Genomic DNA, 14,013 nt, shown 5'->3' on the forward strand with positions numbered 1-14,013 from the left:
GACTGATGGGTGATCATCGATGATGAGCGACCCGCATCGGACCACTCAGGCCAACCCCCACCCACCGTCTTCATGACCCCAACGGGAGGGGACGGGCCGGAGGGGGTGGTGTGCCGGACGTAAAGCGAAGCAGTCCGGCACACCACCCCCGCAGGCCCGTCACCGCACCCAACAGCCCCGCGCAGCGGACAAGCAACGCGCCGCAGGCGCAACGGCAAGAACCCCTACGGCGGGGAAGCCGACAACGTGGGGATCAGCCCCGCTTCGCGAACCGCCGGAGGAAGAGCGCCTCGGCCAACGAGAGCCTCCGGAGCTCATCCGGACAAACGCTTTCGTTGACGGCGTGAATCTGCGCCTCCGGCTCGCTGAGCCCGATCAGCAGGATCTCCGCGTCGGGGTACAACGCGGTCAGCGTGTTGCAGAGGGGGATCGAGCCGCCCATGCCGGACGTCTGCATCTCCTGGCCGTCGTACGCCTCGCGCAGCGCCTCCGCCATGGCGGCGTACGCCGGGCTGCTGGTGTCGGCGCGGAACGGCTGGCCCTGGCCGACCTGTTCGGCCGTGACCCGGGCGCCCCAGGGGGCGGCGCCCTCAAGGTGGGCGGTGAGCAGCTTGGTGGCCTCGGCGGCGTCCGTGCCCGGCGGCACTCGCAGGCTCACCAGGGCGCGCGCCGAGGCGTGTACGGACGGGGTGGCGCCGACCACCGGCGGGCAGTCGATGCCGAGGACCGTCACGGCGGGGCGGGCCCACAGGCGGTCCGCGACGGTGCCGGTGCCGATGAGTTCGACGCCGTCCAGGACCTTGGCGTCCTTGCGGAAGTCCTCGTCCGGGTACTGCAGGCCCTCCCAGGCGGCGTCCGTGGCCAGCCCGCGCACCGTCGTCGAACCGTCCTCGGCGCGCAGCGAGTCCAGGATCCGGATCAGCGCGGCCAGCGCGTCCGGGGCCGCGCCGCCGAACTGGCCGGAGTGCAGATTGCCCGCCAGGGTGTCGACCCGGACCTGCACCATCGTCATGCCGCGCAGCGTCGCGGTGACCGTCGGCAGGCCGGCCCGGAAGTTGCCGGCGTCGCCGATGACGATGGCGTCGGCGGCCAGTAGCTCGGGGTGCGCCTCGGCGTAGCGCTCCAGGCCGCCGGTGCCCTGCTCCTCCGAACCCTCGGCGATCACCTTGATGTTGACCGGGACGCCGCCGTGCTCCTTGAGGGCCCGCAGCGCGGTCAGGTGCATGATCACGCCGCCCTTGCAGTCCGCGGTACCGCGCCCGTACCAGCGGCCGTCGCGCTCGGTCAGCTCGAACGGCGGGGAGTCCCAGGCGGCCTCGTCCAGCGGCGGCTGGACGTCGTAGTGCGCGTACAGCAGGACGGTCGGCGCGCCCTCCGGGCCGGGGAGGTGGCCGTAGACGGACTGGGTGCCGTCGGGAGTGTCCAGCAGTGCCACGTCCTGGAAGCCCTCGGCCCGCAGTGCGTCGGCGACCCAGCGGGCGGCGCCCTCGCTCTCGCTCTTGGGGAACTGCGCGAAGTCGGCGACCGACTTGAAGGCCACCAGCTCGGTGAGCTCGGCCCTGGCGCGCGGTTGCAGCGCGGCGACGGTCTGGGCGAGCGGGCTGTCGGACATGGAACGCTCCTTGTGGGCGCGACGGCGGGTAGGTGCGGCACGTCCGGCGGGGTGGGCCGGGCGGGCCGGACGTACGGGTGTGCGTACCACCGATCTTCCCACAGGCGGTCCGGCGGGACGCGGCCCGTAGGATGCGGGGCGGTACGCGCAGCCATGCATCGGACGGGAACGGGAGCGGAAGCACAGGTGAGCAGCGAGCAGGCAGCCGAGGGCAACCAGCAGGTGTGGGACGTCGTGGTGGTGGGTGCGGGGCCCGCGGGTGCCTCGGCGGCACACGCCGCGGCGTGTACGGGACGCCGGGTGCTGCTCCTGGAGAAGGCCGAACTCCCCCGCTACAAGACCTGCGGCGGCGGCATCATCGGCCCGTCCCGGGACTCCCTGCCGCCGGGTTTCGAACTTCCGCTGCGCGACCGGGTGCACGCCGTCACGTTCACGCTCAACGGCAAACTGAGCCGCACCCGGCGCGCCAAGCACACGCTCTTCGGGCTGATCAACCGCCCCGAGTTCGACGCCGCGCTGGTCGAGTCCGCCAAGGACGCCGGTGCGCAGGTGCGGACCGGCGTCACCGTCTCACGGGTCGAGCAGCACGGCGGCAACGTCCCCGACCGGCGGACCGTCGCGGTGGTGCTCGGCGACGGCGAGGTGGTGCTGGCGCGGGCCGTGGTCGGCGCGGACGGCAGTGCGAGCCGGATAGGCGCGCACGTCGGCGTCAAGGTCGACCAGGTCGACCTCGGGCTGGAGGCCGAGATCCCGGTGCCGGCGACGGTCGCCGAGGACTGGGCGGGCCGGGTGCTGCTCGACTGGGGCCCGCTGCCGGGCAGTTACGGCTGGGTCTTCCCCAAGGGGGACACCCTCACCGTCGGTGTGATCTCCGCCCGGGGCGAGGGCGCGGCCACCAAGCGCTATCTCGACGACTTCATCGGCCGGCTCGGCCTGGCCGGTTTTGAACCGCGGATCTCCTCCGGGCACCTGACCCGCTGCCGTACCGACGACTCCCCGCTCTCCCGCGGCCGGGTGCTGGTCTGCGGCGACGCGGCCGGTCTGCTGGAGCCCTGGACCCGCGAGGGCATCTCGTTCGCGCTGCGCTCGGGGCGGCTGGCGGGCGAGTGGGCGGTGCGGATCTCCGAGGCGCACGACGCGGTCGACGCCCGCCGCCAGGCCCTGAACTACGCCTTCGCGATCAAGGCCGGGCTGGGCGTGGAGATGGGGGTCGGCAGGCGGTTGCTGGCCGCCTTCGCGCGCCGCCCGGGGATGTTCCATGCCGCGCTGACCGGATTCCGGCCCGCGTGGCGGGCGTTCGCGAAGATCACCCGTGGTACGGCCACGCTCGCCGAGCTGGTGCGTACGCATCCGGTCGCCCGGCGCGCGCTGGACGTCGTCGACCGGTCGGAGGCGGCCCGGGAGCCCGCGCCCGCCGCCCGGACGGAGGAGAGCGGCGACCCGGAGCCGGCGGCCGAACGGCGGTGACGCGCCGGGCGGCGTCGCGCGCCCGCCGGCGGCCGCGGCCGGTGGCCCGCGTACTCCCCGGGGAGTAGCCGCGGCCACCGCGCCGGGCGCGACCCCGCGCTGCGGGACGTCCGGGTCGTCATGCTGACCACCTGCGAACTCGACGAGTACGTATGTGAAGCGCTCCGCTCGGGGGCCTCCGGCTTCCTGGTCAAGGACACCGAGCCGGAGGAGCTGCTGCGGGCGGTGCGCGCGGTGGTGGCAGGCGATGCGCTGCTCTCGCCGGGGGTGACCCGCCGGCTGATCGCGGAGTTCGCCGCCCGCTCCAAGGAGCCCGCACCGGCCGCGGCCCTCACCGAACGGGAGCGGGAGGTGACGGCCCTGGTGGGCATCGGGCTCTCCAATGAGGAGATCGCCCGCCGCCTGGTGGTCAGCCCGCTCACCGCCAAGACCCACGTCAGCCGCACCATGGTCAAGCTGGGCGCCCGCGACCGCGCCCAACTGGTCGTCCTGGCCTACGAGTCGGGTTTGGTCCGCCCCGGCTGGCTGGGCTGAGGAGCGGCGGGGAGGGCGGGCGGGTCCCCACCCCGAGCCGTCCCCACCCCGAGCCGACCGCCCGCCGCCCGCCCGCCCGTACCGGCCTACCGATCACCGCAGGCCGGTCCGGACCAGTGCGGGCCCGTACAGGCCACTACAGGCCCCTACAGGCCCTACGGATCAGATGGCGCCGCGCTCCTGCCACAGCTTCGGCAGGGACGGGTCGCCGGAGATCTTCAGCCCGTCCCACGGCAGGCGGTTCCACAGCGCGAGATACAGCTCCTCGGCCGGACCCTCGACCGTGCAGTCGGGCGCGTCCCCGGCCGCTTCGGACGTCCGCACCGTGCGCGGCGGTGCGTCGGGGGTGAGGTGCACCGTCCAGTCGGCGTCGGGGGTGTCGATGGCGCGCAGCCGCAGGCTCCGCGGCACGTCCGGGCGCACTCGGCTGCGGTTGCCGGCGTGGAAGCCCGCCAGTATCTCGTCGACGCCGTCGGCGGCGAAGCGCGCCGGCAGCGGGGTGAGCGGGACACCGGCCGCCTGCTGGGCGTCGGCGCGGTGCACCGACGTCTCATGGGCCTGCCGGCGCGCCCAGAAGGCGAGCGGGGACGGCGCGGGCAGGAACGTCCACGTCCGCAGGTCCGCCGGCGCGGTGTGCAGCGCCACGACCAGGCGGTGATGGCCCTCGCGCAGCCAGGGCACCAGCTCGTCGTCGCCCGGCACCGGGTCCTCCGGGAGCGGCTTCCGCTGCTCCTGGGGCTCGGTCACGTACGCCGCAGCCCAGCGGTGGACCTGCCCTATGTGGTGCACCAGATCGCGCATCCGCCACTCGGGGCACGACGGCACCGGGGCGTCGGGGCCGGCCTCGTCGGCGGCGTCCGCGAGCAGCCCGCCGTCCAGCCGAAGGGTTTCGACGAACTCAGTGATCTCCATGCGTCCGAGTGTGCCAGCCACCACTGACAACCGACCCCGGCGGGTCGCCCGCCCCGGCCGGGCACACCCGCCACGTCACCAATATGACCTCAACTGGGCGGGAGCCCGGGGCCGCGGCCGACAACGTACCTTCGGGCGGCGGAAGTTGGTGCCCAGGGGCGCTCAGCCGCCGGAGGGGACCGCTCCGCTCCGGTGTGCCCCGCGCGTCAGGTGTGCGACCAGTGCCGCCACCGCGGCCAGCAGCGCGAGCGTGGTCAGGGCGACCGGCAGGCCCCACACCTCGGCGAGGAATCCGATGACGGGCGGCCCCAGCAGCATGCCGCCGTAGCCGATCGTGGACGCGACCGCGACCCCGTCCGGCCCGCCGGCGGCCCCGGCCCGCGCGATGGCGATCGGGAAGATGTTGGCCAGCCCCAGGCCGGCGATGGCGAAGCCGGCGCAGGCGCCCCACGCGGTCGGCGCGAGCGCCCCCAGCAGCAACCCGGCCGTCGCCGTGGTGCCGCCCGCGACCAGGGCCCGCGCCGGACCGAAGCGCTCGACGATCGCCGTCCCGGACAGCCGCCCGGCGGTCATCGCCAGCGCGAACACCGCATAGCCGGCGGCCGCGAGGCCCGGGGAGGCGGCCAGGTCCTGGGCGAGGTGCAGGGCGCCCCAGTCCGCCAGCGCGCCCTCCCCGTAGGCCGTGCACAGCGCGATCAGCCCGAAGACACACACGAGCCGGCGGGTCCGCCCGGAGACGCGGGACCGTTGCGGCCGCCGCTCCGGAGCCGCCGCCGCACGGTGCTCCTCAGAGGGCGGCGACCCCATCGCAGAACCTGCACCGGCACTCTCACTCGTGCCCGTATCCGTACGCGCACCCGTACGCCCCCGCAGCAGCGGGACGCCCGCGACGGCCGTCACCAGCAGCCCGCACACCGCCAACGCCAGCAGATGTGCGAACGGTGAGAGCCGGCCCGCGACCAGGCCGCCGAGCCCGGCGCCGATCATCCCGCCCAGGCTGAAGGCGGCATGGAAGCCGGACATCACGGGACGGCGCAACCTCGCGATCAACTCGACGGCGGCGCTGTTCATGGCGACATTGAGGGAGCCGTACGCGGCGCCGAACACCAGAAGTACCAGGCCCAGCACGGTGGCCGAAGAGGCGAGCGGGGGCAGCAGGATGCTCAGCGCGAGCGCGGCACCGGAGGCGACGGTCACCGCATGGCTGCCGAAGCGCCGGCACAGCCGCCCGGTGAGCATCATGAACGCCACCGCCCCGACGGAGACGCCGAGCAGCGCCAGTCCGAGGGTGCCCGCGCCGGCGCCGGTCTGCGCCTTGATCGCGGGGATCCGTACGACCCAGCCGGCGAAGAGGAAGCCGTCCATGGCGAAGAACGCGGTGAGTGCGGCGCGCATCTGGCCAGGTCGCGGCGCGACGCGCACGACCGGCGCGCCACCGGTACGTGCCCCGGCCGGGACGTGACGTCCCGCGCGGGGGGCGTCACCCACCCCGCTGCGCCGCGATATCGCGGATTTCAGGTATGTGGAAGGGGAATCGGTCCGATTGCGGGTCAAAGCCGTGCGTATTTTGTTTAGCGTCGGCACAAAGCCAGAATAGAGGCGTGACCCAGACTCGGACAACCAGGCTGGAGCGGGGCCGCAGCGCCCTCGGACCCGCACTGGAGCTCGTACACACCGGACGCGCCCCCACGCGCGCCGTCCTGACCACGGAACTCGGCGTGACCCGCGCGACCGCGGGGGCGGTGGCCGCCGAGCTCGAAGCGCTCGGCCTGATCACCGTCGACTCCCGGCCGCACGCCTCCGCGGGCTCCCAGGGACGGCCCTCGCACCGGTTGTCCGTCAACGAGAACGGCCCCGTCGTGCTCGCCGCGCAGATCCACGCCGACGGCTACCGCGCCGCCCTGGTCGGCCTCGGCGGCCGGATCGTCGCCACTACGCCCAGCTGTGGCATCATCCCCGCGGACCCGGCGCACGTCCTGGCCGAGGTGGTCGAGGCCGGCGCCGCCCTGCTGCACGAGACCGGCCGGCGCTGTCTGGGCGCGGGGCTCGCGGTGCCCTCCGCGGTCGCCGAACCGGACGGCGAGGCGCTCAACCCGCTCCACCTGGCCTGGCCTTCGGGCGCCCCGGTCCGCGAACTCTTCCTGCGCGCGCTGGCCGACGCCGGCATCCCCGGCGTCACCGAGAAGATCGGCTTCACCGGCAACGACGTCAACCTCGGCGCGCTCGCCGAACACCGCCACGGCGCCGGCCGCGGCGCCCGCCACCTGCTCTGCGTCGCCTCCGGCCACCGGGGCGTCGGCGGGGCGCTGGTGCTCGACGGCCGCCTGCACAGCGGAAGTTCGGGCCTCGCCCTGGAGGTCGGGCACCTCACTGTGAACCCCGAGGGCGCACCCTGCCACTGTGGCAGCCGTGGTTGCCTGGACGTCGAGGCCGACCCGCTTGCCTTCCTCGTCGCCGCCGGCCGCGAACCGGGGCCGGAGGTCTCGCTCGTCCACCAGGCAGGCGAACTCCTCCGCAACGAGTACGCCGACCCGGGCGTACGCGCCGCCGCCGACCTGCTCATCGACCGCCTCGGCCTGGGCCTCGCCGGCCTGGTCAACATCCTCAACCCGGACCGCATCATCCTCGGCGGCCTGCACCGCGCACTCGTCGAGGCCGACCCGGAACGCCTGCGCGCCGTGGTCGCCGAACGCAGCCTGTGGGGACGCAGCGGTGGGGTTCCGATCCTCCCTTGCACCCTGGACCACAACAGCCTTGTGGGCGCGGCCGAGTTGGCCTGGCAGCCCGTTCTTGACGATCCGTTGGTCAGCGCCGGCTGACGGTTCGCTGCGCTTGGCTTTGCTTCCCACGTGGTCGGCCGGTCCGCTGCGCTTGGCTGGCTTCCCACGTTGTCGGCTTTCCCGCCGTAGGGGTTCTTGCCGTTGCGCCTGCGGCGCGTTGCTTGTCCGCTGCGCGGGGCTGTTGGGTGCGGTGACGGGCCTGCGGGGGTGGTGTGCCGGACTGCTTCGCTTTACGTCCGGCACACCACCCCCTCCGGCCCGTCCCCTCCCGTTGGGGGTCGGATTACAGGCCGGTTGCACCATCCGTCTGTGGGCCGGTGCAGGCTCTGGACTGAGGGGTGACCGTCGATGACAGCGACCCGCACCGGACCACTCAGGCCGGCCCCCACGCACCGTCTCTATGACCCCCAACGGGAGGGGACGGGTCTGCGGGGCAGGGGGTGTGTCCGGACGTAAAGCGAAGCAGTCCGGACACACCCCCTGCCCCGGAGGCCCGGCACCGCGGCCGAACAGCACCGCGCAGCGGATCGGCGCCGCCAGGCGCACCAAGGCGAACCCCTACGGCGGGGGCGCCGACAACGTGGGCGGGCACCCTACGGCGGGGGCGCCGACAACGTGGGAAGCGCCCCCGGAGGGGGAACCCTTAGGGGATGTCACAGCTCGGCTCCAAAGGAGCCATCGGTTTCCGTCGGGACCCCTCCGCCCCGCGGGACCAGGTACTTTCGAAGGCGTGGCTGGATTCAGGATGGGGCGCGGACGGGATGCCCGTCCCGCGCAGGACGGACAGCAGGCGGGGCCCCAGGGGGCCCAGGGGCCGCACGCGTACGGGCCCCCGGCGCCGTACGGGCAGCAGTCGCCGCCCCCGCAAGGTCAGTGGCAGGCAGTACCGCGGCCGTACGGCGGGCCGGCGCCGCAGGGGGAGCCCGAGTACTTCGGCGACGCCGGCCGGCCGGCCCAGGACTCGTCGTACGCGGCCTACGACAACCGCAACAACGCCCCTGGCCACACCCAGCAGTTCAGCGTCGGCGACGCCCCGGACTCCTACGGGTCGTACGACGACCAGTACGGCGGCGACGGCCAGTACGCGCAGGGCGGCACCTACCGCGCCGGCCAGACGAGCGCGCCGCCGGCCGGTCCGCGGCTGCACTGGAAGCAGCTGCTGTCCGGCATCGTGCTGCGGCCCACGCCGACGTTCTGGCAGATGCGGGACCACGCGCTGTGGGGCCCGGCGCTGATCGTCACCTTCTGCTACGGCCTGCTCGCGGTCTTCGGCTTCGACAAGGCCCGCGCGGACGTGCTCAACGCCACACTCGGCAACAGCATCCCGTGGGTGCTGATCACCGCGGTGATGTTCATCGTGGGCAGCCTGATCCTGGGCGCGGTCACCCACACCATGGCGCGCCAGCTGGGCGGTGACGGTGCCTGGCAGCCGACCGTCGGCCTGTCCATGCTGGTCATGACGATCCCGGACGCGCCGCGGCTGCTCTTCGCGATGTTCCTGGGCGGCGACAGCCCGCTGGTGCAGGTCCTGGGGTGGGCCACCTGGCTCGCCACCGGCTACCTGCTGACCTCGATGGTCGCGAAGTCGCACGATCTGCCGTGGCCCAAGGCCCTGGGCGCCTCCGCGATCCAGCTGGTCGCGCTGCTGGCCCTGGTGAAGCTCGGCACGCTGTAGCCGACGCGCGTTCGCGGTCCGGCCCACGGCAAGAAGGGGCCCGCTCCGGGAGTGGCGCCTGAGGTACCTCGCGTACCTCAGGCACCTCCCGGGGCGGGCCCCTCGCCCGTAGGGACGGCCGTCGTGCCCGGCTCCCGTGGACGGCGGCCGCGGACGGCTTCCCTTACGGGGGCGGGCCGTTCACCGCCGCCGGCGGGCGGTCAGGCGAACCGCTGCGCGGCCGAGCCGTCGCACTTCTGGAGCCGCAGCGGGTCCTTCGCCGCCCCCAGCGTCAGGCAGAGCGACGGCGCCGCGGCCGGCCGGAGGCTGCCGCCGTCCCGGACGAACTGCTGGTTGGCCGCGCCCGAGCAGCTCCACAGCACCAGCGCGGCCCCGGCCTCGTACCGGGCACCCGGCACGTCCAGGCAGCGGGCCTGGGTCAGCTCCACATGCAGCGACCTGCGGTCCGGGTCGTACCACCAGCCCTGGTTGCGCTGCCCGTTGCAGTCCCAGCCGCCGACCGCGGTGCCGTTGCGGGACAGTCCGCCGGTGGCGTCCAGGCAGCTGCCGGTCGCGGCGTTCTTCAGCGGCCGGTAGGCGTCGTCCCAGGCACCGGGGTACAGCTCGGGCCGCCCGGTGTCCGCCGGGTCGGCGCAGGACGCCTCGCGCAGCCGCGGCGCCGCGTAGAGCTGGGTCAGGCAGGACGCGAACGCGCCGTGCCCGCGGGCGTTGGGGTGGAAGGACTGGCGGACCGAATTGGCGTCCGGCGGGAAGGGGTTGGAGATGTTGACGTACAGCCCGCGGGCCCAGGTGTCGGCCATGCACACCTCGTGCCCGTGGAAGAGCCGCGAGGCGTCGAGGTAGGTGACGCCGGTGTCCTGCGCGATCTTGCGGACGCCGCGTTCGAAGGCCGGCACCGCGGCGTTGCGGCCCCAGCCGGCGTCCGAGGTGTAGCCGGTGCAGCCGCCCGGGATCTTCCCCGGGTAGTGCGGGTTGTCCGCCACGTCCGGGCCGATCGGGCTCGGGTACGACATCACCACGAACCGGTAGTCGTCGTCGGCGTACCCGGCGTCCCGCATCACGGTCCGCAGGTCCCGCACGGTGGCCTCGACCTTCGGCACCAGGCCGTCGACGCGCGCCTGCCACCCCGGCCGGTACTTCGGCTCGCAGGTCCCCTGGAGCAGGAACCAGCGCTCGACGCAGTCCGTCATCACCGGGCCGAACTGGAGGTCGTCGTTGGCGCCGGCGACCAGCAGCACCATTTTCAGCCGGGTGTTGCGCGCCGCGACGGCCAGACTGTCGCTCTGCACCAGCTCGTCGGCGTACTGCTTGCTGCCCCCGATCCGGATGTTGCCGGTGTACGCGCCCGAGCACGCCACGTTGTACGTCACGTCGGCGGCGATGCCGGTCCGGTGGATCGCCGAATCCGGCGACCGGTGGCACCAGTTGGCGGGGCCGTCGGTCCCCGGCTCGTACGTCCCGACGCCCTCCCCGGAGATCTCGCTGTCGCCCAGCGAGATCAGCGAGGTCTTCCGTTCGCCGAGCGGCCGCACGGCGGCGTCGCCGTACAGCTTCGTCGCCTCCCGTGCCCGGATCCGCTCCAGGTCCGGCGACAGCGGCCGGACGGCCGCCCGCCCGGCCGTCGCCGTGGTGCCCGCCGCCGCGCCGCCGGCCCCGGCGGCACTGGCCCCGCCCACCGTCACCGTGAACGCGGCGGTCAGCGCCGCCGCCGACACCGCCACGGCGGCCCGCAGCCGCCGCCCTCGCCCCTGTCTCGCACGCACCATGGGCCTCCCCTCCGGTCTGCTGTTACCGCCGGTTTCTACGCGGAGGCAGCGACCGGTGGAACACCCGGGACAGAAGTGGCCGAAACGCGCGCCACAAAACACCCGCGAGCCCGCGCGGTACGCGGGCTCGCGGAAGGGGAGGCGCCGCAGGGGCGCCGCGCTCAGGCGTCCAGGATCTGGCCCTCGCGCCGCACCACCGGCGGCTCGACGCTCCACGGGAAGTTGATCCAGTCGTCGGTGCGCTTCCAGACGTACTCGCACTTCACCAGCGAGTGCGACTTCTCATAGATCACCGCGCTGCGGACCTCGGCGACGGTCCCCAGGCAGAAGTCGTGGACCAGCTTGAGCGTCTTGCCGGTGTCGGCGACGTCGTCAGCGATCAGCACCTTCTTGTCGGAGAAGTCGATCGCGTTGGGCACCGGCGCGAGCATCACCGGCATCTCCAGGGTGGTCCCCACCCCGGTGTAGAACTCGACATTCACCAGGTGGATGTTCTTGCAGTCCAGCGCGTACGCCAGACCGCCGGCCACGAACACCCCGCCCCGGGCGATCGACAGCACGATGTCGGGCTCGTACCCGTCATCCGCGATCGTCTGCGCCAGCTCACGGATCGCTCCGCCGAAGCGCTCGTACGTCAGGTTCTCCCGCACGTCACCCACGACTCTCCCAGACCTTCTCTTCGTCTCCGGGGCCCGCGCCGGCCCCGCCTCGCACCTTCGCGCGAGGTACCTCACACCTGCGTACGGTGGAAATTCTTGAACGACCGGGACGGCGTCGGACCGCGCTGTCCCTGGTAACGCGAGCCGTAGCGCTCGCTGCCGTACGGATGCTCCGCCGGCGAGGCCAGCCGGAACATGCACAGCTGCCCGATCTTCATGCCCGGCCACAACTTGATCGGCAGCGTCGCGACGTTGCTCAGCTCCAGCGTCACGTGCCCGCTGAACCCCGGGTCGATGAACCCGGCGGTGGAGTGCGTCAGCAGCCCCAGCCGCCCCAGGCTGGACTTCCCCTCCAGCCGCGAGGCGAGGTCGTCGGGCAGCGTGATGACCTCGTACGTCGAGGCCAGCACGAACTCGCCGGGGTGCAGGATGAACGCCTCGTCGCCCTCCGGCACGACCTCACGGGTCAGGTCGGGCTGCTCGACGGCGGGGTCGATGTGCGGGTAGCGGTGATTCTCGAACACCCGGAAGAAGCGATCGAGCCGTACATCGATGCTGGACGGCTGCACCATCGACGCGTCGTAGGGGTCGATGCGCACCCGACCTGCGTCGATCTCGGCCCGGATGTCCTTGTCTGAGAGAAGCACGCAGTCGAGGATACGCGCCCGCACACCCCCCTCCGCACGACGAGGGCCCGGCCCCACCAGGGACCGGGCCTTAGCAAGCTCACCTCGACGTCACGGGTGAAGATCACCACCGACCTTCACCGCGACCCCGGGACCGCGACTACCGCTTGGCGTGCTCCACGGGCACCGAGTGCCGCAACCGAGCACAGCGCGGGCAGCGCAGCAGCCGTCCGGGGCCGAGCCGGTCGGTGGTCTGCATGGGGAACGAAGCGGTGCTGAAGACGTGCCCCTCGGCACAACGTACGACGGTGCGCTCCATCAAGTCCCTCTCCCAACTGCGTGGACAACAAAAGCCACATTAGGGGATGAACTGGGTGCACTCGCAGGCGGCACTCCGGTGCCCCACCGTACGCCTCAACTCCCTTCCCCCGCACCCGCGTCCCGCCCCCGGGACGACCGGCGCGCTCCGCTCCCGGACATGCCAAATGCACCGCGGCGCGGCGATGGGGTAGAGTGTGCGACGACGCTCCGCCTCCAGTATCGGAGGGGTGTTACGCGGGTGTAGTTTAATGGTAGAACATGAGCTTCCCAAGCTCAGAGCGCGGGTTCGATTCCCGTCACCCGCTCCACAACGAAGGCCCTGGTCGGAGACCGGGGCCTTGTTTGTCGTCCAGACCTCTTGTGGGGCGGCGTGCCCTCTGTGTGTCATAACTCGCCTGAATGGCCTGCCTAATGGGCCATCGGCACGTGAACACCACCCCGTCCAGGCCGACTTGTCTCGAATTGCGAGACGAACTTTTCGTGCTCTGTGCCACGCCACTGCTGTGGGTGTGCGAATTCGCAGACATGAAGCGGAGCTGATGGCCTGGGCCGGGGGCTCTACGGAGTGATGGCCTTGCGGCCCCGGTTCAGCAGTTGTCGGAGGGTGGCGTGGTTGGTTGCTGCCGCCGTGATCAGGACCGCGGGGCCGGCGAGGGGGGTGAGGACGGCCTCGCCCTCTTCGCCGGGTCCGGTCGGCAGGATCTGGGGTGGGGGCTGCTGGTGGGTGAATTCCGGTGAGACGACGAGGAGTTGCCCGGTCATGCGGTAGTGGGCGAGGACTGCCGGCCCTGACCAGGAGGGGATGCCGGGGCCGACGGCGAGTTCCTGTACCAACAGGGGATCGCCGGCCAGGCGTACGGTCAGGCGGGTGCGGAGCCGTCCGGTGGGTTCGTCGGCGCGGCCCAGGATCTGTTCTTCCCTCAGGACCAGTCGTGCTCCGGTGGCCAGTTCGACGCGGGTGGTGGCTTCCAGGTCGCTGTGTGCGGCGGAGATCAGCGGTTCCGGCAGATAGTGCAGTTCCGCGTCGTCGTCCACGCGCAGGAACACGTCGCTGGCCGCGGTGGCGCCGGACGGGCCGGGCAGCGCGAGGGTGGCGCCGACCGTGCCGAGGCTGAGCCGCGCTCCCGTTCGCGCCTCGGCTCGGAGTCGCAGCCGGTCACCGCCGTGGGGTGCGCTCATGGAGCTGGTGAGGACGACCCGGGCGAACGGTCCTGCGGTGGGGATGTGGCGGGGGATGAGGGCTCGTCGTCCGTGCAGTACGGGCAGGGCGGTACCACCGCGCGCGTCGGGAACGGCCACGATGTGCGCGGTGACGTGCACCCCCGGGGCCGGGGCAGTGGAGACGGGGGCAGCGGCGGTGCCGGAGGTTGTCATGCCGCTCCGACCGTCCAGGCGGCGAGCTGCCGCCGGAGCCACTCCACCACCGGTGCGACGCCGTTCTCGCTCTTCAACGCGGTGAAGGCGACGGGGAGGTCGCCGCGCTGGGCTTTGGCGTCGCGGGCCATGGCCTCGAGGTCGACGCCTACGTAGGGGGCGAGGTCGGTCTTGTTGACGACGAGCAGGTCGGCGGTGGTGACGCCGGGGCCGCCCTTGCGCGGGATGTCGTCGCCGCCGGCGGTGTCGATGACGAAGATCTGGGCGTCGACCAGGCCCTTGGAGAA

12 protein-coding genes, 1 tRNA gene and 1 pseudogene are annotated in these 14,013 nt (G+C 72.9%); 5 read left to right on the forward strand and 9 right to left on the reverse strand.

The genetic code is table 11. From position 1 onward, the window contains the following. Positions 1–253: 253 nt before the first annotated feature. Positions 254–1,612: a dipeptidase gene (locus B073_RS0120265; protein WP_018539909.1), complete on the reverse strand. Its 1,359-nt coding sequence runs from the start codon at positions 1,610–1,612 to the stop codon at positions 254–256. 186 nt (positions 1,613–1,798) lie between these two features. Here B073_RS0120265 and B073_RS0120270 point away from each other — a divergent pair, with 186 nt between their 5' ends. Together B073_RS0120270 and B073_RS40480 are read left to right on the forward strand one after the other, a co-directional pair. Beyond that, a complete protein-coding gene (locus tag B073_RS0120270; protein WP_018539910.1) occupies positions 1,799–3,079 on the forward strand; it encodes a geranylgeranyl reductase family protein in 1,281 nt (426 codons plus the stop codon). Between the two features lie 87 nt (positions 3,080–3,166). After that, positions 3,167–3,613 (forward strand): annotated as a pseudogene (locus B073_RS40480) (LuxR C-terminal-related transcriptional regulator); the annotation flags it as partial. A 162-nt stretch (positions 3,614–3,775) separates the two neighbouring features. Here the strand turns inward: B073_RS40480 and B073_RS0120280 are convergent. Together B073_RS0120280 and B073_RS0120285 are read right to left on the reverse strand one after the other, a co-directional pair. Beyond that, positions 3,776–4,525, reverse strand: coding sequence for a maleylpyruvate isomerase family mycothiol-dependent enzyme (locus B073_RS0120280; protein ID WP_018539912.1), 750 nt, complete (start codon positions 4,523–4,525; stop codon positions 3,776–3,778). Positions 4,526–4,687: 162 nt separating this feature from the next. After that, a complete protein-coding gene (locus tag B073_RS0120285; protein ID WP_018539913.1) occupies positions 4,688–5,920 on the reverse strand; it encodes an MFS transporter in 1,233 nt (410 codons plus the stop codon). Between the two features lie 206 nt (positions 5,921–6,126). Here B073_RS0120285 and B073_RS0120290 point away from each other — a divergent pair, with 206 nt between their 5' ends. Beyond that, positions 6,127–7,344: an ROK family protein gene (locus tag B073_RS0120290; protein WP_018539914.1), complete on the forward strand. Its 1,218-nt coding sequence runs from the start codon at positions 6,127–6,129 to the stop codon at positions 7,342–7,344. A gap of 706 nt (positions 7,345–8,050) precedes the next feature. Then, positions 8,051–8,980, forward strand: coding sequence for a Yip1 family protein (locus B073_RS0120295; RefSeq protein WP_018539915.1), 930 nt, complete (start codon positions 8,051–8,053; stop codon positions 8,978–8,980). 200 nt (positions 8,981–9,180) lie between these two features. Here B073_RS0120295 and B073_RS0120300 read toward each other — a convergent pair whose 3' ends face one another. From B073_RS0120300 to B073_RS47225, 4 genes are all read right to left on the reverse strand, one after another. After that, the gene (locus B073_RS0120300) at positions 9,181–10,746 is read right to left on the reverse strand and encodes a ricin-type beta-trefoil lectin domain protein (RefSeq protein WP_018539916.1); all 1,566 of its coding nucleotides are present in this window, start codon (positions 10,744–10,746) and stop codon (positions 9,181–9,183) included. Between the two features lie 161 nt (positions 10,747–10,907). Further along, a complete protein-coding gene (locus B073_RS0120305) occupies positions 10,908–11,405 on the reverse strand; it encodes a phosphoribosyltransferase (protein WP_018539917.1) in 498 nt (165 codons plus the stop codon). Between the two features lie 71 nt (positions 11,406–11,476). After that, positions 11,477–12,052, reverse strand: coding sequence for a dCTP deaminase (dcd, locus tag B073_RS0120310; protein WP_026247557.1), 576 nt, complete (start codon positions 12,050–12,052; stop codon positions 11,477–11,479). A 139-nt stretch (positions 12,053–12,191) separates the two neighbouring features. Further along, complete coding sequence (locus B073_RS47225; RefSeq protein WP_016573140.1) at positions 12,192–12,350, reverse strand: hypothetical protein; 159 nt, start codon at positions 12,348–12,350, stop codon at positions 12,192–12,194. Positions 12,351–12,586: 236 nt separating this feature from the next. Here B073_RS47225 and B073_RS0120320 point away from each other — a divergent pair. Beyond that, positions 12,587–12,660, forward strand: a tRNA-Gly gene (locus B073_RS0120320). 250 nt (positions 12,661–12,910) lie between these two features. Here B073_RS0120320 and B073_RS0120325 read toward each other — a convergent pair. Both B073_RS0120325 and B073_RS40485 read right to left on the reverse strand, forming a co-directional pair. Continuing rightward, entirely contained in the window at positions 12,911–13,726 is an 816-nt protein-coding gene (locus tag B073_RS0120325) for an urease accessory protein UreD (protein ID WP_018539919.1), read from the reverse strand. After that, positions 13,723–14,013: GTP-binding protein (locus B073_RS40485; RefSeq protein ID WP_037812210.1), on the reverse strand; the 291-nt coding region annotated here is incomplete at its 5' end. The genes B073_RS0120325 and B073_RS40485, both read right to left, overlap by 4 nt.

The organism is Streptomyces sp. MspMP-M5 (genome assembly GCF_000373585.1).
Lineage (GTDB): Bacteria > Actinomycetota > Actinomycetes > Streptomycetales > Streptomycetaceae > Streptomyces.